At 70.4% G+C, this 15,719-nt stretch carries 14 protein-coding genes and 1 pseudogene; 9 read left to right on the top strand and 6 right to left on the bottom strand.

The window, feature by feature from the left end:
* Positions 1 to 598: 598 nt before the first annotated feature.
* Complete coding sequence (locus ACEXOX_RS00075; RefSeq protein ID WP_406518342.1) at positions 599 to 919, bottom strand: transposase; 321 nt, start codon at positions 917 to 919, stop codon at positions 599 to 601.
* Positions 920 to 1,049: 130 nt separating this feature from the next.
* Between ACEXOX_RS00075 and ACEXOX_RS00070 the strand changes: the two genes are divergently transcribed.
* The 9 genes from ACEXOX_RS00070 to ACEXOX_RS00030 all read left to right on the top strand — a co-directional run bounded on the left by ACEXOX_RS00070 (position 1,050) and on the right by ACEXOX_RS00030 (position 8,709).
* Positions 1,050 to 1,952, top strand: a complete 903-nt coding sequence (locus ACEXOX_RS00070) for an SDR family oxidoreductase (RefSeq protein ID WP_406518341.1) — start codon at positions 1,050 to 1,052, stop codon at positions 1,950 to 1,952.
* A gap of 313 nt (positions 1,953 to 2,265) precedes the next feature.
* On the top strand, positions 2,266 to 2,916 hold the full coding sequence (locus tag ACEXOX_RS00065) for a hypothetical protein (protein ID WP_406518340.1): 651 nt from the start codon (positions 2,266 to 2,268) through the stop codon (positions 2,914 to 2,916).
* 31 nt (positions 2,917 to 2,947) lie between these two features.
* Positions 2,948 to 3,325 (top strand): ATP-binding protein, encoded by a 378-nt coding sequence (locus ACEXOX_RS00060; protein WP_406518339.1) that lies wholly within the window; start codon positions 2,948 to 2,950, stop codon positions 3,323 to 3,325.
* Positions 3,319 to 3,522 carry a hypothetical protein gene (locus ACEXOX_RS00055; RefSeq protein WP_406518337.1) on the top strand — a complete coding sequence of 68 codons (204 nt, stop codon included), beginning with the start codon at positions 3,319 to 3,321 and terminating at the stop codon, positions 3,520 to 3,522. The genes ACEXOX_RS00060 and ACEXOX_RS00055 overlap by 7 nt, the downstream gene beginning before the upstream one ends.
* 166 nt (positions 3,523 to 3,688) lie before the next feature.
* The gene (locus ACEXOX_RS00050; RefSeq protein WP_406526172.1) at positions 3,689 to 5,215 is read left to right on the top strand and encodes a Mu transposase C-terminal domain-containing protein; all 1,527 of its coding nucleotides are present in this window, start codon (positions 3,689 to 3,691) and stop codon (positions 5,213 to 5,215) included.
* A 72-nt stretch (positions 5,216 to 5,287) separates the two neighbouring features.
* Positions 5,288 to 6,031 (top strand): AAA family ATPase, encoded by a 744-nt coding sequence (locus ACEXOX_RS00045; protein ID WP_406518336.1) that lies wholly within the window; start codon positions 5,288 to 5,290, stop codon positions 6,029 to 6,031.
* A gap of 581 nt (positions 6,032 to 6,612) precedes the next feature.
* A complete protein-coding gene (locus ACEXOX_RS00040) occupies positions 6,613 to 6,804 on the top strand; it encodes a hypothetical protein (RefSeq protein ID WP_406518335.1) in 192 nt (63 codons plus the stop codon).
* Between the two features lie 95 nt (positions 6,805 to 6,899).
* Positions 6,900 to 7,256, top strand: coding sequence for a hypothetical protein (locus tag ACEXOX_RS00035; RefSeq protein WP_406518333.1), 357 nt, complete (start codon positions 6,900 to 6,902; stop codon positions 7,254 to 7,256).
* Positions 7,257 to 7,281: 25 nt separating this feature from the next.
* Positions 7,282 to 8,709 (top strand): helix-turn-helix transcriptional regulator, encoded by a 1,428-nt coding sequence (locus ACEXOX_RS00030; protein WP_406518332.1) that lies wholly within the window; start codon positions 7,282 to 7,284, stop codon positions 8,707 to 8,709.
* A 158-nt stretch (positions 8,710 to 8,867) separates the two neighbouring features.
* Here the strand turns inward: ACEXOX_RS00030 and ACEXOX_RS00025 are convergent, their stop codons facing one another.
* From ACEXOX_RS00025 to ACEXOX_RS00005, 5 genes and pseudogenes are all read right to left on the bottom strand, one after another.
* Positions 8,868 to 9,242 (bottom strand): hypothetical protein, encoded by a 375-nt coding sequence (locus tag ACEXOX_RS00025; RefSeq protein ID WP_406518330.1) that lies wholly within the window; start codon positions 9,240 to 9,242, stop codon positions 8,868 to 8,870.
* On the bottom strand, positions 9,239 to 10,957 hold the full coding sequence (locus tag ACEXOX_RS00020; RefSeq protein ID WP_406518329.1) for a hypothetical protein: 1,719 nt from the start codon (positions 10,955 to 10,957) through the stop codon (positions 9,239 to 9,241). Before ACEXOX_RS00020 ends, ACEXOX_RS00025 begins: the two co-directional genes overlap by 4 nt.
* 41 nt (positions 10,958 to 10,998) lie before the next feature.
* Positions 10,999 to 13,008, bottom strand: coding sequence for a hypothetical protein (locus ACEXOX_RS00015; protein ID WP_406518328.1), 2,010 nt, complete (start codon positions 13,006 to 13,008; stop codon positions 10,999 to 11,001).
* On the bottom strand, positions 13,005 to 13,709 hold the full coding sequence (locus ACEXOX_RS00010; RefSeq protein WP_406518327.1) for a hypothetical protein: 705 nt from the start codon (positions 13,707 to 13,709) through the stop codon (positions 13,005 to 13,007). The genes ACEXOX_RS00015 and ACEXOX_RS00010 overlap by 4 nt, the downstream gene beginning before the upstream one ends.
* Positions 13,710 to 13,805: 96 nt before the next feature.
* Positions 13,806 to 15,719, bottom strand: a pseudogene (locus ACEXOX_RS00005) (Helicase associated domain protein); the annotation flags it as partial.

Raw genomic sequence — 15,719 nt, 5'->3', positions numbered from 1 at the left:
CGCCGCCGGTACCGCACCTTGCCGAAAGCAGACGGCCGGCCGCCGTCTTGGCCACGGCTGCGGCGGCTGGCCCGCTGGTCGTCCGGCTCGGCGATCGTCGCCTTGATGCCCCGGCGGCGCAGGCGGGCGCGGCTGTCGCGGCTGGAGTACGCCTTGTCGCCGCGCACCCGGTCCGGGCGACGGCGCGGCCGGCCGGGCCCGCGCCGGGCCATACACAGCGACTCCGGCACCGGCAGGAGCATGGGACTGCCGCTTCCACGTGTCGGTCCAGGCCTTGATGCCGTTCTCCAGCGCCCTCACGGAGTGTGGACGCCGCGGCGGATGAGTTTGTCGGTGAGCAGGCCGAACCACCGCTCGACCTGGTCGATCCAGGACGAGCCGGTGGGCGAGAACCCGCGGCCCTTCACCTGGACCCAGACTGCCGACCAGATCCTTCACTCTCTCGCCGGCCACCTCACCAAGATCACCCCACCCGCCACCGGAAACCAGGGACAGACTTCAGCCCGCGATTTCCGGCGCACCACACTAGTCTGCCCGTGACGCGTACTGGAATCGGCGCTATGTCTCGTCTGGTGAGTTCCTCAGTGGTAGAAGCGGCTTACCGCACACTTGTGGATCGTTTGGGGCCAGGCGGCGAGCGCCGGGTGTGGGACGTCGCCTCGCTCAGGTTCTGCCACAGATGTGTGCCGCTCCAGCGGGTGAACCAGCGGTGGGCCGTCGGCACGCTGATGCCGAACGAGGAAGGCAAATGCTGCCACGCGCAGCCACTGGTGACCACGTAGACGACCGCGACCATGACCTGGCGCGCGTCAGCCGCGGCCCTGCCGCCGCCCTGGGGCCGCGGCGGCAGGGCCGGCAGGAGCGGCTCTGCCGCCGCCCACATCTCATCGGGGACCAGGCGCCGGGCGAGTGCTTCCATTTCCGTGATCGTACGCACCCGCGCTGGGCCACCGTGCTGGTCCACCAGATGAGATGTGCGCACAAGAGCCGCGCGGGCCTGTCGTCGGCCGCCCACCGACGAGTTCGCTCCCCACCACGAAGGGGGGTCCATGACCGTTCTCGTAACTGGCGCGACCGGAACCGTCGGCCGCGTCCTGGTCGACCGGCTGCTCGGGGCCGGACAGCGAGTGCGGGCCCTGACCAGGAACCCAGGAGATGCTCAGCTTCCTGATGCCGTTGAGGCGGTGGCAGGCAACCTCACCGAACTCGCAGGAGCCGCGGCGGCACGCGACGAAGTGGATGGCGTCTATTACCTGTCGGGAGTACTCGACCCGGACCGTGCGGTACAACAGGCCCGTGCCTTCGTGGAGCTGGCCGCGGGCGCGGGGGCCCGGCGCATCGTCGACCTCTTTGGCCTCGCGGTCACCGTGCGGCGGCCGGGCAGCTACGAAATGCTGCGCGACGCCGAGGAGGTCATCGAAGCCTCAGCTCTGGAGCGGACGCACATCCGGCCGGGCGAGTTCGCCAGTAACAAGCTGGATCTGCGGGGCGCGGCGATCCGCGCGGAGAGCGTGGTGCGCAGCGCCTTCCCCGACGCGCTCGGTGTCCCCGTCCACGAGGCGGACATCGCCGAAGTGGCTGCTGCCGCGCCCCTTTCGGACGGCCACGCCGGGCACGCGTACTGGCTGAGTGGGCCACAGCAGCTCACGCACCGGGAGCAAGCCGCGGCGATCGCGCAGGGGCTGGGCAGGCCGCTGAGTTTCGAGCCGTTGACGTACGGCCAGGCCCGCGCCGCATACATCACGGCCGGGATACCGTGGGACATCGCTGAATACCTGCTGGGCTACCAGGCCGAGTACGCGGAAGAGCCGCCCGAGGTTCTGCCCGACGCCGAGCGGGTCCTGGGCAGGCCGGGCCGCACGCTGGCGCAGTGGGCCGCAGATCACACGTCCGACCTTCCGGATGATTCTGAGCGACGGGCGAAGGGCTCGGCCGGCACTGTCACGGGCTGACCCGACGCGTTCTGCTCGTTTCCGGCGTCGCCGGTTGCCGCGCTGACTGCGATGTGCTGGTTTGGTGTCGGTGGGTGGGTGTCAGTGACGGCATGCCAGAACTTGGTGTTTTCGCTGGTGGGATGCTGAGCAAGGGCGGGGTCGCTGCCGTGGGGCGGTGTATGCGGGGGCGCGGCTGTCATGGGGCGGTACACCCCGCTCCGCTCCGCTGTCTTGAGAACGGCACTTCTGAACCTTTCGAGGGCTGCGCGGCGGCACGGTGGTCCGTGTCGGTTTTGCGCGGGCGGAAGGGGCCGGGGTGGGGGAGCCGGGCGTGTGGGGTGAGGTCACGGCGGGGCTTCGGGTGTCCAGGCCGGTGCTGGTGGCGCGGCTGCTGGAGCTGGAGGCGGCTGGGACGTTGACGACGGCGCATGTGTGTGCGGGCGCGCAGGTCGGCGGGGTGAATGTGCGCACGGTGTGGCGCTGGCTGGATGCGGCGCGGACGGAGGGCCGCGTGGAGCGCAGGCCGCGGGTCCGGCTGGAGTTGTCTGACCAGATGTGGGAGGTGCTGGCTCAGGCGGGCGGGAATGTTGCGGCGCTGCACCGGCATCTGAAGGCGGCCGGGGGCGAGGTGCCTTCCCTGGCGTCGTTGCACCGGGCGGTGCGCCGGGACCTTCGGTCCGGCAGGGTCCTGCCGGACCGCGCGGTGGCGCGGCGGGAGCGCGAAGAACAGCAAACGCGGCAGGCACTGGCTGACCTGGCCCTGGCCGGATCGAGTGAGAAAGGTGCGGCGAAAGTGGCTGCGCGCCGGTTGCCGCGTCTTGTACCAGAGGCGACCGGGAGCTTGCCGGTGGGGGAGAACGGTGCGCTGGAGGGTGTGGCGTTGCCGGCGGGTGCGCAGCTGGTGCGGACGTCGTCGGTGCGGGCGGTGACCGAGGCGGTCGGGCAGGCGATGGCGACGGCGGGCGCGGTGTGTGTTCGGTGACCCGGGCCGGGGCAAGACCGTCGCCGTGCGGATGGCGCTTCGCGAAGTGCCCCCGGGCTGGGAGGTGACGTGGGTGCCAGTACCGGTACGTCCGTCGGTGGCCGGCATGAGACGTGCGGTGTTCGAAGCGCTGGCACTGGCGGGCCGCTTCCCGCACACGTCGGCGCTGGGCGACGCCGCAGTCACGGGGGCCTTGAGTGAGGCGCGGGTGCTGTTGGTCGATGAGGCACAGCGCCTGCCCGTGCCGTGTTTGGAGTACCTGCAGAGCCTGTGGGACCACCCCGGCACCCGGATCACGCTGGTGCTGTACGGGGCGGGCAGCGAGCGGCGCTGTCCCGGCTGCCGCAGCTGGCCTCGCGTATCGGCGCTTGGCAGGAGGTTCCACGAGCGGAAGCGGCGACCGTGGTGACCGGCTTCCATCCGCTGTGGCGCACCGTACCGGCCCCGGACCTGATGTGGATCGACCGGTCGTGCGCGCACGGCACGTTCCGCACGTGGGCCGCTTTGACTGTGCACCTGCAGAACGCGCTGCTCACCACCGCTGATGCATCCGTCGACCGGGCCTTGCTGAGGCGGCTGTTCAAGCGGGTCGTGCCGCCACTGTGAACGGAGCGCTCCTGCAAGAGACGCAAGGGCGATCGCATGCTCCCGGCCACCGGCAAGCACGCGACGTCGCACCCGCGTGAGGGGAGCTGACATGAAGGACGGCGACGCCATCCGCCCAGACGGCGGACTGCCTGCGGCGTCGAGGACGGCGCTGCGCGGTCCGGCCGTGCGGCGGCTGCTTGCGCTGCGGGCAGGGAAGAAGCTGACAGCAGTCCATGTACGGGTGGCCGCGGACGCGCTGGGAGTCGCGGAGCGCACGGTGTGGCGCTGGCTGGCCACCGCTCAGAGCGATGAGACCGCGGCCGCCAACCCCGGTGCACGCTCCCAGATCGATGCGAGGTTCACGGTCACGCCCGAGGTCCGTGGACTGTTGGCGCTGTGGAAGGGGAACGTGCGGGCGGTCCACCGCGAACTGGTCCTGCGTGCTGCCAGGCAGTCTCCGCCTGCCAACGCACCGTCGCTGACGACGCTGCACCGGGCGATCCGCCGTGATCTGACGCCGGGGGAGTGGGCCGGGCTCGCCGGTGGCGAGCGGGCGGCGCGCAAGCACGATGTGTTCCTGGCCAGGCCGCGGGGCTGGCGCAACCAGGTGTGGGAGACCGACCACATGCAGGCCCCGGTGCTGGTCGTTGTCGACGGCAAGGCCCGCAGGCCGTGGATCACCTGGTTCACCGACTGCGCCACCAACGCGATCACCGGCATCGCGGTGACGCCGGGGGATCCGTCGCGAGAGTCGGTGCTGGCCGCGCTGCGCTCCGCGGTCCTGCGTGAGGAACCCTACGGCCCGTTCGGCGGCGTGCCTGAGAAGGCGCGGGTGGGCCGCGGCAAGGACTTCCTGTCCCGGACGGTGACCGCCGCGTTCGACCTCCTGGACGTCACCGTGGAGGACCTGCCCGCCTACACCCCTCACCTCAAGGGCACCGTGGAGGGCCTGAACCGGGCGGTGGAGAGCATGTTCCTGGCCGCGCTGCCCGGCTACGCCCGCCAGCCGCGCCCCGGCAAACGGGCTGCCCGGCCGAAGAACGAAGTGCTGCTGGGATTCGAGGACTTCACCACCCAGCTTCTGGCCTGGACGCTCTGGTGGAACACCGAGCACCGCCCGGCGCCGTTGCGGGGCAGGACTCCGCTTCAGGCGTGGCAGGACGATCCCACCCCGCTGCGGGACGTGCCGGCCGCGGATCTGTGGACGTTCACCCTGGAGGACGCCGGCGTCCGCACGCTGACCACCCGCGGCATCCGCTTCAGGAAACGCGACTACGTGGGGCCGTGGATGACCGGCCAGGCCGGGATCCGGGTCCGTATCCGCTTCATGCCCCACCACGACCACCGCATCGAGGTCTACCACGCCGCCACCGGCCGCTACCTGGGCCCCGCGGACCTGGCCGACCAGGCCACCGACGAACAGATCAGCGCCGTACGAAGGGCGCGGTCCGCTCGCGCACGCCGCCTGAAGAAGGACCTGGAGGCTTCCCAGCGCGAGCGCTACGCCGCCGTGAACCAGCCCGAGGCACCTCAGCGGCTCGGCGCGCTGACCGGCGCGCAGGCCGAGGCTGAACTCGCCCAGAGTGCCGACTCCGACCTCGCGCAGCTCGCGATGCCGGACCTCATCCCGCACGCCGCGCCCCCGGCCGACTGGCGCACCCCGGCTTCCCTGGCCGCGCTGACCACACCAGACCCGCCCGTCCGGCCGTGACGGCGCTTTCGCCCCGGACGGCCCGGGCGGGCGGGGCGCACCTTCCACCATCGACGAAGACGGAGACTCCTCGTGACCGCGGCCACCTACCAGTACGTCGACCTGCCCGACGCCTCCGTGGTCACCACCCGCGCCCTGCTCACCGCCCGCGAGAACATCACTGACACCGTCGCCGCCCGCGCGATGATGTGCACCCACGGCGGCGCCGGCTTCGGCAAGACCCTCGCTGTCAACACCTGCCTGCGCGAACTCGAACCCGGCGAGGACGTCCGCAAGATCACCTTCCGGGCCCGGCCCACCGCCCGAGCGGTGCGCTACGAACTGTTCACCGCGCTCGACCTGGCCGGCGAGCCACCGCGCCACCCCAGCGAATTCGACCGCCTGCTGAAGACCGCCCTGGCCGAACGCCCCCGCACCTTCCTCGTCGACGAGGCCCAGTGGCTCAACGGCGAGGCATTCGAATACTTCCGCTACCTGTGGGACGAACCCTCCACCCAGCTCGCGATCATCTTCGTCGGCGGCGAGGGCTGCCACACCGTGCTGCGCCGCGAACCGATGCTCTCCTCCCGCATCTTCATCTGGCAGCACTTCACCCGCCTCACCCCCAGCGAGGTCCTCGACGTCATCCCGCTGTTCCACCCGATCTGGGCCGACGCCGACCCGGACGACATCACCTTCGCCGACAGCCACGCCGCACACGGCAACTTCCGCGCCCGGGCCCAGCTGACCGCCCACATTCGCACTGCCCTGGCCCGCACCGGCCGCCCCCGCGTCGACCGGGAACTGCTGCGCTGGGCCTTCAGCCGCTTCGCATGACGGGCGCACCTTTCGTCATATCCCCGTCACCCGTCACGCTCGTGGGTCGCAACGAGAGCGCGCCCCACATTTGCCCAGCCCTGGCCGGGCACCCGCATCTGTGCCACAGCGCCTGCCGCTCACACAGCACCTGTGCAGGACGAGGCAGCTCACGAGGTGCAGAGGACAGGCCGTGAGCACGATCAACATGCTGGGGGAGACGGAAGTCGAGGTGCTGCTGTGCAGTGTCCGGGGTCACCGGCCGCTGTCCCGGGATGCATTGCGGACACCGGGGCGGCCTCCGGTCACGGTGGTGGTGGACCGCACCGACGATGTGCGTTTCACTCGGACGGCGTTGTGCTCCCATGATCCCGCGGTGGGGCGCGTTGTGGTCCATCCGACCGTGCCCGGCGGGAAGCGCCTGGTGCGGCACGACCTTCTCGCGGCCCTGGAGTCCGTTCCGCCCGGGCGCTGGCCTGCTCGCCGGACGGCGGCAGCAGCGCTGTCCGATGCCGCGTATCACGCGGCGCGGGAATGGCCCGGCGGTCAGCTGACCGTCCTGCGGGCCCACCTGATGACCGGCGGCTGGGAGGCGCTGATCCATGCACCGTACGCCCCGGGTGGACGTGGTGCTCGTGCACCACGCCGAGCTGTCCGCAGACCTTGAACACTTGCTGCAGCACTGCGACCACCGCGTCCTCGACACCCTCGAGGCGATGCAGGCCCTGCACCCGCCCGCGGCAGGCAGACCGCTGCCGCCCCAGACGCGCGGTGCACGGGACGGACGAGGCTGACGCCGGATCCCGGACCAACTTTAAGCATCGATAAAAAGCGCTGAACTGCGCTACGATAGCTTTGTTCGCTTTTTAAATCCCAGTTAGGGGGCGACATGCTCGCCGTGGACGTCCGACAGTCACTGCGCGCCGGCCAGAGCGTCGAGCAGGGCGCTTCCCGCTGGTGGCGCTACGCACACCAGACCGTCGCCCAGCACGGCGATTTCCTGCTGGCCTTCGTCGACGGCGGGGTCTGCGTCGGCGCCTTCGAAATCCGCGGCCACACCGCGGATGAGACGCACGGCGGCAAATACACCTTCGACCTCGCCCCGGCCGCCCGCTTCCAATGGGCCCTGGGCCAGCGCCTGCCGCTGCCACCGGGACGCAACCCGGCCCGTATCCTCACCGGCCAGCACCTGCGCGCCTTCCTCGACGCCGCCCCGCACCCCCTCTCCCCGACGGACCAGGCCTGACGAGCCGAAAGGGAAATCCGACGCCATGCCGCCCCAGCCCGACCCCATCGACGCCCTCCTGCAGTCCGGACCGCGCCGCACCGAACTGCCCGAACCCGCCGAACGGGAACGTCTGCGCACCGCCTACGGGCTGACGCGCACCGAGGTCGCCCAAGCCCTCTCGGTCGCCCGCTCGACGGTGGCCGGATGGGAGAGCGGCCGCAGCGAACCCCAGGGAACCACCCGCGCCGCCTACGCCAAGCTCCTGGACGGCATGGCCACCCAACTGGCTGACACCGCTGAGCCCGCCGCCATCTCGGCGGCCGCCCCTCACCCCCAGCCCGCGTCTCCGCACGCCGCCGCCCCCGCCACGCAGGCGCCGGTGTTCGCCGAGGCGCACAGCGCCTTCGGCCCCGACGGCCTGGTGGTGCAGGGCGAGATGGCGCCGTGTCTGCGCTGCGGCGCCCCCACCCCCTACAAGGCGACCGACGGCCGTTCCCTGCACCCGGGCGGCTTCTGCCCGACCCCCGCCGCCGCCCCGGCGTCACCGGTCGCCGCACCGACTGCCGCCGCTCCGACGCCGACCACCTCCGCGGCCTCCGAGCCTGCACCGGCCCCGGAACCGGCGGAGGGGACGAGTCCGGCCGCGCTGGCGGCGCAGAACGCGCAGCGTCACCAGTCCCAGCGCCGCGCCCGCTCCGCCGCCCGCGCCCAGGCGGACACCGAGCAGCTCATCGTCCGCGCGGTGCGCACCGAACTCGACAAGACCGAAGGCGATGCCGACGCCGCGACCGCCGCGCTGATCAAGCGCGCCATCCCCGACGTGATGGCCCTGTTCGACGAAACCCGCGCCAACGCCCGCTACGACTACACCGCCTACCCGGCGCTGCCGGAGGTCCTGCACAAGCCGAAGAAGGGCGACCCGGACCTGATCTGGGAGGCCCGCCCGAACTGGCGTCACCCCGACTTTCGCCGCCACCCCGACGGCACCCTCCACGTCACCGCCCTGGACGTGAACGCCGCCTACCTCTCGGCGATGAAGACGTGGCTGCCGATCGGCAAGCTGGAGCACTCCACCGACGGCCTCCACGACCGCAAACGCGCCGGCGTCCACCTGATCACCCCACCCGCCTGGAACCACCGCGACCTGCCCAACCCCCTCGGCGACCGCGACGAACCGGGCCCGCTGTGGGTCACCGAATCCACCCTGCGCCTGCTGCTGCGCCTGGCCGGGCCCAAGTACGGCCTTCTGGACGCCCCGCCGGTCATCCACGAATCCTGGACCTCCGGCGCCACGGAGAACTTCCTGGACGCCCTGCGCGTCCTGCTCGCCGGCGCCCGGACCAAGGCCATCGAGACCGGCGACGACGTCACCGAGGCGTATGTGAAGGCGATGTACGCCAAGTTCGTCTCCACCCTGGGCGAGTCACGTTCGACCCTGGACGATAAACGACAAGCTGAGTCGTTGACGTAGCGTCAGCGCTCGACGATGTGCTGGCTGAAGACTGGGTCGTCGAGGTCGGCGTGTTCCATGGCGTTCCGCAGGTCACCCCGGCTAGGCAGGGTTGTCATCACCGGACGCGGCTGCCCGATCCCGCCCGGTGGCCCAGCAGGAGCCGCTGCCGAAGAGCTTCACCGGCCTGCTGGCCCGGCCGTGCGCCCTACGCGTAGAGCGCTCGGGGTAGGTCGTGTGGTCGGAAGGACACCGGTCACGATCAGCCGGGGGATCTCCGTGGCGCTCCGGGCATGCCGGATGATCCATATGCTGTCTTCGATGTCGCGGTATCCGGCTGAGTGGTCGCTGGCATCGCCGACGAGGAGCAGGGCGAAGGGCGGGCCGGTGGCGGTGTAATTGGCGGCCTGAGCGAGGTAGTCCCGCTCAACCACGTCCTGGGTCTTCCACCGCGTGGTGCGCCACTTGATCTCGGCGACGAAGCGGCTAGCGGGGTCGGGCGTGTAGATGACGTCTGCCCGTCCGCCAGCGACGTCCCACTTCTCCCGCGTCACGGTGCCAGGGGGAAACAGGGGGCTGATGTGTTGATGGAAGTCGTCTTGGAGGTGCTTCTCGTTCCAAGCCTCAGCGGTGCCGTCGGTGTTCTTGCGTGCCGGCCCGAGGTAGGCGGTGCGCTCACCGTAGAGGTTGGCCTGGGCATCGAACCGGTCGTAGAGGAAGCGCAGGAAGTGCTCCAGCAGGGGGTGAAGTAGTGGCTATCGGCTGGCTTCCAAGCTGGGCTGGTTGTCAGGATGTCGAGCAGGTTTTCCAAGTGGGTGTCCACGCGGGCGTTGCCGGTGGGGGTGTAGCCCTTGGTGAGTAGGTGGGCGAGTTGCTCGAGCCGGTCGAGCTGGTGAGGGTCGACGTCCTCGCGTAGGCCGGTGGCGTCAGAACGGAAGAGGGCGGCAAGTGCGGGTCGGCCTTCCAACGCTTTTCCCGGCACCGCCTCCGGTCGTGGCGGCTCACCAGCCGACTGCTTGCGTCGCTGGCGCACAGCGTCATACAGGGTCTGGGCGTCCGGGTGGTCGGTGAACTGAGGGTCGTGGGTGAGAGCCAGCTCCAGCTGGTGCAGCAGGCCTTGGCTGCGCACGAACGGCGCCTCTACTGCCGGGCTGATCAGCGCCGTAAGCCCCAGGGAGCCATGGGTGGCGGACTGGATGCTGCGGCTGGTCAGGTAGACCTGCAGGAGGTCGTGCAGGGCGTCGGCGGGGTTGTACCAGCTGGGCTGGTCCAGGTGTGCCTGTGCGGTGTTGAGTGTGGTGACGAGCTTCGACCAAGCGCTTTGGGTCAGGCTGCGGGCGCTGAGCCAGTCGAGCTGGTGCATGCGGCCGGTCCAGGCAGTGAGGTGTGCGGCTGTGGCGTCCAACTGGCAGGCGGCGTCGGCGAGCCGTTGCCGGGCGCTGTTGTCGCCCGTCGGGTCGTTTTCGAGGTCGGCGAAGGCGAGGACGGCCTGGATGGCGGCGGCGTGGGCGCGGGCGTCGAGGCGTCTCTCGTGGGTGCGGTCGAGCTCGGTGAACCGCATCAGGGCTCGCCGCAGCTGTTCCTCGGCGGTGGCGCGGTCGGCGGCCTCCAGCGCGGTTCGCTCGTCGGCCAGGGCAAGTTCGAAGCTCGCGTCGGCTCGGGTCGCCGCAGTCAGGTCGGGCTGGTTCTCCAGAATTCCGAGGACGTCGAGGAGGGGGCCGGTGTCGGCGAAGTGGTCGCGGGTGATGCCGATCAGGATCGGCAGACGTTCCAGGGCGTCGGCAGGCTCCCTGCCGGTGATCTCGGTGAGGAGGGCGAGCAGACGGTGTGGGGAACCTCCCGCTACCGCCAGGCGCAGCAGGCCAGTGATCGCCGGCTGGGCGAGGGCGGCGTCACAGTCGCCGGTCAGCGCGCCCTCTGCGAGCGTGGCCAGATCTCGTACGATCCGGTTGCCCAGGCGGGCGGCCAGTCCCGGCTTGGTGCACACGACGTCGAGCGCGTCGGCGAGGACCCACGCCGAGTGAGGATGGCGCAGGCCGCGAGCTGCAGCCGCGAGCAGCGGAGCAGCCTGCTCGGCCGGGATGGTGTCAAGGCCGTGGGCCAGCGCGGTGAGAAGGTACGGCAGCTGAGGGCCGGCAGCCAGCGAGTCCGCCTCAGCCGCGACCGTGTCTGCACCGCCGAGGTCCTCTAGCCGGGGTCCGGCGTCCAGTTCTTCATCGCTCGCCCGGCTGGCCCATTCCTGGAGGGCCTGGTCCACGCTCGGAGACACTGTCCTCTCCTTTCTGCTGGGCTGTGCCGGAAGCGAGCAGCTTAGAACAGGTGTTCACTGTTGCGAGTGATGAGGTGGTCGGCAGGCAGATCGCTGACAAGCTCGGGCTGGGCGGTGGTCAGCACGACCTGGAGGTCCGGTAGGTCCTTGGTGATGGCCTGCAGCTCCGCGATCAGGGTCCGGGCCGGTACTTCGGTGACCTCCTCGGCGGCGACGGAGTCAATCAGCAGCAGACCGGGGTGCGCCGTCACGCCGCGGTCCGCCCCGACACGGAGCAGCGCGATGACCGTGGCGATCCGCATGCGCAGCCGGTCACCGCGGCTGAGGCGTTTGAATGAGGTCTTTACCCCGGCCTTGACGGCGTTGACCCGACCGGAGCGGTCGAGCCGCACGCTGTCGAGGTTCTGCACTCCGAACCGGGTCGCCAGCTCGACGATCTGGGTATTCATCGCCGGGAAGAGCCGCTTGGCGGCTGCATCGACGGCCTCTCGTACGGCCTCGGTCACGGCCTCCAGGATCTGGGCGGACACGGGAACGGGCGGCTCTTCCCGTCCGGAGCCGGTGGCGGCGAGACGTCCTTTCAAGCCGGCCGCCTGAAGTTCCAGCTGGCGAAGGCGCTCGTGGTTCTGCGACGTGGCCAGCGCTGTCTGCAGCGCGGCCGCGGCCGTCTGCTGCTCGGTGAGCGCGGCGTTCACTGCGGCCGCTGCGGCGTCGCGCTGCTGACTCGCCGCGTCCTCCGCCTCCCGCGCGCTCTCGAGCTGCTGCTCCAAGCCCTGCAGCAGCAGCTCGGCGGTTTCTTCGTCGACCTCGGGCAGCGGCCGGGTGCACACAGCGCAGGAGGCGTCCTCGCGCTCCTGTTGGCGGCGGTCACGATCGAGAGGCTCCTCGCATCGCGGACAGCACACGGGATCGAGCCGGCCGAGCACCCGCCGCGCCTGCCAGGTCTCACGGGCGTCCAGCAGCGCCTGGTCGGCGCGCACCCGCGCCGTGTTCGTCTCGGTCAGGCTCTGTTCGGCCTCATGGAGCACACTCTGCGTGTCCCGAAGGCTTGCTGCCGCCTGGTCGGCGACCTGGAGCAAGGGAGACACGTCCCGGCTCGCCACGTCCCGAAGTTCGGCGATCTGCTGGGAGAGCTGCTCCAGTTGCTCCTGCCACGCGGTGCGCTCGGCCCTGCGGGCGTCGGCGTCTCCTTCCGCACGGCGCTTTCCTTGAGCGAGGGTCTTGCGCTCGCGCTTGTCCGCGACCGACAGCTGAGTGAGCACGGTGCTGTAGGGGATGTCGACGAAGAGCTCCATGAGTCGGGCGGATAGGCCTACAGCGTTGACATCCCCGAGAAGGATCTCGTCGCCCCCCGGGTTGAGGTAACACGCTCCGAAGTACGAGGCCCACCCGTGGACCTGAGGGGCGCCTTCGCCGTCGGCGCCTCCGCCCGCCTGCCACAGGCTCGTGTGGCCCATCCTCAGCGAGTCGAGGAAGAAGGCGCCGATGCTGCGCTCCACCTCGTCGGCTCCGGAAGCCTGCTCCAGCAGGCGCAGGCCGTCCCCGCCGTCGTCGGCAGCCAGGAGCTGCTCCAGAGTGTCGGCGGTGAGGATCCGCCCGCTCAGCGCGGGATGGGCGTCGGGATCGACATCCAGGACGATCCGGATAGGGCGTCCGGCTACCGCGATGTCCATGCTCAGATGCCGCACCCAGGAGCGAACGTCCAAAGGCAGATCGCGAGGCTCTCCACGAAGCGGCCAAACCATGAACTCCAGCATGCTCGTCTTCCCCGCACTGTTGTCAGGGTGGACGACGGCCCACACGCCAGACGAGAAGTCCTGCTCCACGCGGAAAGGCTCGCCCGAGTGCTTCACCCCTTGGACCCGAAGGCGCAGCATCCGCAGTCGGCGGTCGGCCGCTGCCGGACTCTTCAGGGTGATGTTGGCCTCCGCGAGTGACCGCTCCACCTGCTCCGGAGTCACCCCCAGCTTCATGGCGACACTCTGCAGAATGTCGCTGGCCCGCGGCACCTCGGGGGTCGCCGCAGTGGTTGTCTCGGGTGACACGGTCACGAGGCCTCCTGGTCGACATCGGACACCGGCATCGAGGCGGCAGCCTCCAGGTGACGCAGCCGGGCGCGGGCTTGCTCGGTGATGGGAGAGATGTACTGCCTCCACGGAGTGTCGGCGTAGTCGCTCAACAGATACTGCCGGTTCTTGATCTGCGTACCGCCGAGCCCATCGACCAGCGCCACGACCAGGTGGGTGCGCTGGATGTACCACTCCAGCGCGGGGGCGTCATGCACTAGCGACCGGGTCACCTCACGGCCTCGTTCGAGGAGGAAGTAGACGTGCTCGACGACGCGCTTCTGACCGCTCCTGCCAAGGACTTGCGTCTTGCGGATCAGACCGCGCTCCACGAGTGGGGCAAGCGCGTCATCCAGTTCCTCGAAAGCGCCGAATTTATGGCGCAGCATGAGGAAGCGCCTCAGATCGGGCTCTTCGGAGCTCAGGATGTCCGAAGCGAGGGTGAGCAGCCCCCTCTCATCGGGAGCCGCCTCGTACTCGTTCATCAGCTCGAAGGCCAGGTAGTCCGGGTAGCGGACCCAAAAATCCAACTTCTGTAGGCGGACCTGTGTGCGGACCACGCCCACAGTTGCCGCTGGTACGTCATCGTCCTCGGCTGGCGGCTTGGCGGCCGCGTCGATCAGCAGCAGCAGCCGGATGGCATCCTGCCAGCGGCTTGCCCTGCGTACCGCCAAGGGTGCGACCATCGTGCTCCTCACACCAGTGTCCGCGCCATCACGAAGGGGCATCTTTACAGGCAGACGGGCCTGCACGCCAGACTCAGGAAGCGTTATACATGTGTCTTACAGAGCCCAGTCGATGCCCAGCTCCCGTAGGGCGGCGCGCTGCTCCGGGGTGAGCTTGTCCCGTCGGCTCTTGGTGTTGGAGAGCCACACGCCCAGCTTCACCGGGACCGGTTCCGCCTGGTCTTCGACCGTGATCTCCACGACGGCGCCACGCGGGACGGGCCGCTGCCCTTCCCGTTCCACCCACTGCGTCAGGGCCGTCAGGCCCCGCTGGAACGCCGCCTCAGCCTTGCCCCCTGCCTTCCTCGGCCCCTTGGCCGTGTCGGCCGGCGCCGGAGCAAGCTCTGTCGGGGCAGCGGCAGCCAGGGGGAGGGTGGCGCCCCGCACGCCCAGCTTGGTCAGCCGCTCGCGCTGTTCGGGCAGGAGCTGTGCCCAGGTGCCTGGCTCCTGCTGGCGCCACCTCCAAATGCCGATGTCGTCGCCGTCGTAGACGACGCCCGGCGCGATGTAGGGCAGGTGGCCGTCGGCGTCGACCAGGTCGGCGAGTACCCGGTAGTGCCGCTGCCAGCTCAGCGGCCAGGGGCAGTCCCAGTCCGGGTCGATCGCCGTCAGCTGCTCCGCGCGGTCAGCGGCCCGCTTCGGGTCTTTGCCGAGGCCGCCCTTCCGCCGGAGGTTGGCCATGTGCTGTCCTACGGGCACCATCGTTTCGCCCTCGCCCCACACCGCGTCCTGACGTGGAGCAAGGTGTCCGGTCGCCCGCCGGTAGGACCGCAGGGCGGCCAGCTTGGCCTCCCACGCCTCTTCGCCCGGCTCCCAGACCATCCCGGCCTCCGGCGCGTCCAGCAGCGTCTTACGCCGCTCCTCCAGCTCCCCGGCCCGCAGGGCCTTGCGCTGCTGGTGCACCCACCGCCCGAGGGGAAAATCCTTCGTGACCCCGACCTCGACCTCAACGTCGTAGGGCACGGCGTAGATGCCGGTGATCTGGTTCTCCTTCCGCCAGCGGATGAGGGCCTGGTAGCCCGTCAGCCACACGAGGGCCTCGGGCCGGTAGACCCGGGTCCGCAGGAAAGCGGCGATGGTCGCGGTGTCGCGCGGGCTGGAGAAGTGCAGCAGCGCGGACTCGGCAGCGGCGTCGGTGTCATCCTGCTCCTGGTCGTCGCCGTCGCTCTCGCCGCCGGCCCCGACGATCCGCCCGTCCTCGTCGCGCTGGAGGTGGACCTTGCGCTTGCCGCTGGTGAGGGCACGGGAGGCGAGCTGTTCGACCATGCGCTCGTCGTGGGAGCGCAGGCCCTGGAGGACCGCTACGAGCGGGCGGAAGCTGGCGCTGGCGACCATGTCCGTCGGGTCCTCGTCGGGCTCCAGGAAGACCGGCACGATGATCCTGGCGACCTTGGTGGAGCCGTCCTTGTTGAGCCGGAGCGCGCGGCCGATGTTCTGCACGATCTCCACCTGCGAGCCGCGGGTGTCGGCGAAGCAGACGGCCTCCACGCCGCGCTCGCCGGTGATGTCGACGCCTTCACCGAGTACGCGTACGGAGGCGAGGAAGGCGCGGTGGACCCGGCGGCCGGCCGCGTCGATGCCGTTGGCGAACTGGAGGATCTTCTCGCGCCGTTCGGCGACGGTGTGGTCGCCGCACAGCCACGCCGCCCACACGCGGTCCGGGGGTACGTGGCGGCCGGCCTCCAGCTCGTAGAAGGCCGCGTCGATGGAGGACGCGGGGAGCTTGTCGGCGGCGGCCAGGTCCTCATCGGTGGCGTCGTTGACGTACAGCTCGGCTGCGGTCTTCGGGAGCTTGTCCGCGAAGGCCTGGGCCTCTTCGACCTTCTGGTGGAAGGTCATGACGGTGCGGAGGTTGTGCGCGGCGGCGTGCTCCAGGAGCGCGGTCTGCAGCAGCGCCAGGCGCCGGCCCCGCCGGGCTTCCTCGGACTCCCCGAGGACGGGGAGGGGTCGCGGATCTCCAGGACGTCGATC

Origin of the sequence: Streptomyces sp. Ac-502 (genome assembly GCF_045222935.1) — a bacterium.
In the GTDB taxonomy this organism is placed as follows: domain Bacteria; phylum Actinomycetota; class Actinomycetes; order Streptomycetales; family Streptomycetaceae; genus Streptomyces; species Streptomyces monomycini.
Note: the sequence above shows the minus strand (reverse complement) of the source record. Positions and strands in the feature narration are given on the sequence as shown.

Excerpts from the sequence above, each read along its gene's own strand:
- ACEXOX_RS00075 (WP_406518342.1), bottom strand. The coding sequence starts at position 919 with ATGGAAGCACTCGCCCGGCGCCTGGTCCCCGATGAGATGTGGGCGGCG.
- ACEXOX_RS00070 (WP_406518341.1), top strand. The coding sequence starts at position 1,050 with ATGACCGTTCTCGTAACTGGCGCGACCGGAACCGTCGGCCGCGTCCTG.
- ACEXOX_RS00060 (WP_406518339.1), top strand. The coding sequence starts at position 2,948 with ATGGCGCTTCGCGAAGTGCCCCCGGGCTGGGAGGTGACGTGGGTGCCA.
- ACEXOX_RS00040 (WP_406518335.1), top strand. The coding sequence starts at position 6,613 with ATGCACCGTACGCCCCGGGTGGACGTGGTGCTCGTGCACCACGCCGAG.
- ACEXOX_RS00035 (WP_406518333.1), top strand. The coding sequence starts at position 6,900 with ATGCTCGCCGTGGACGTCCGACAGTCACTGCGCGCCGGCCAGAGCGTC.
- ACEXOX_RS00030 (WP_406518332.1), top strand. The coding sequence starts at position 7,282 with ATGCCGCCCCAGCCCGACCCCATCGACGCCCTCCTGCAGTCCGGACCG.
- ACEXOX_RS00010 (WP_406518327.1), bottom strand. The coding sequence starts at position 13,709 with ATGGTCGCACCCTTGGCGGTACGCAGGGCAAGCCGCTGGCAGGATGCC.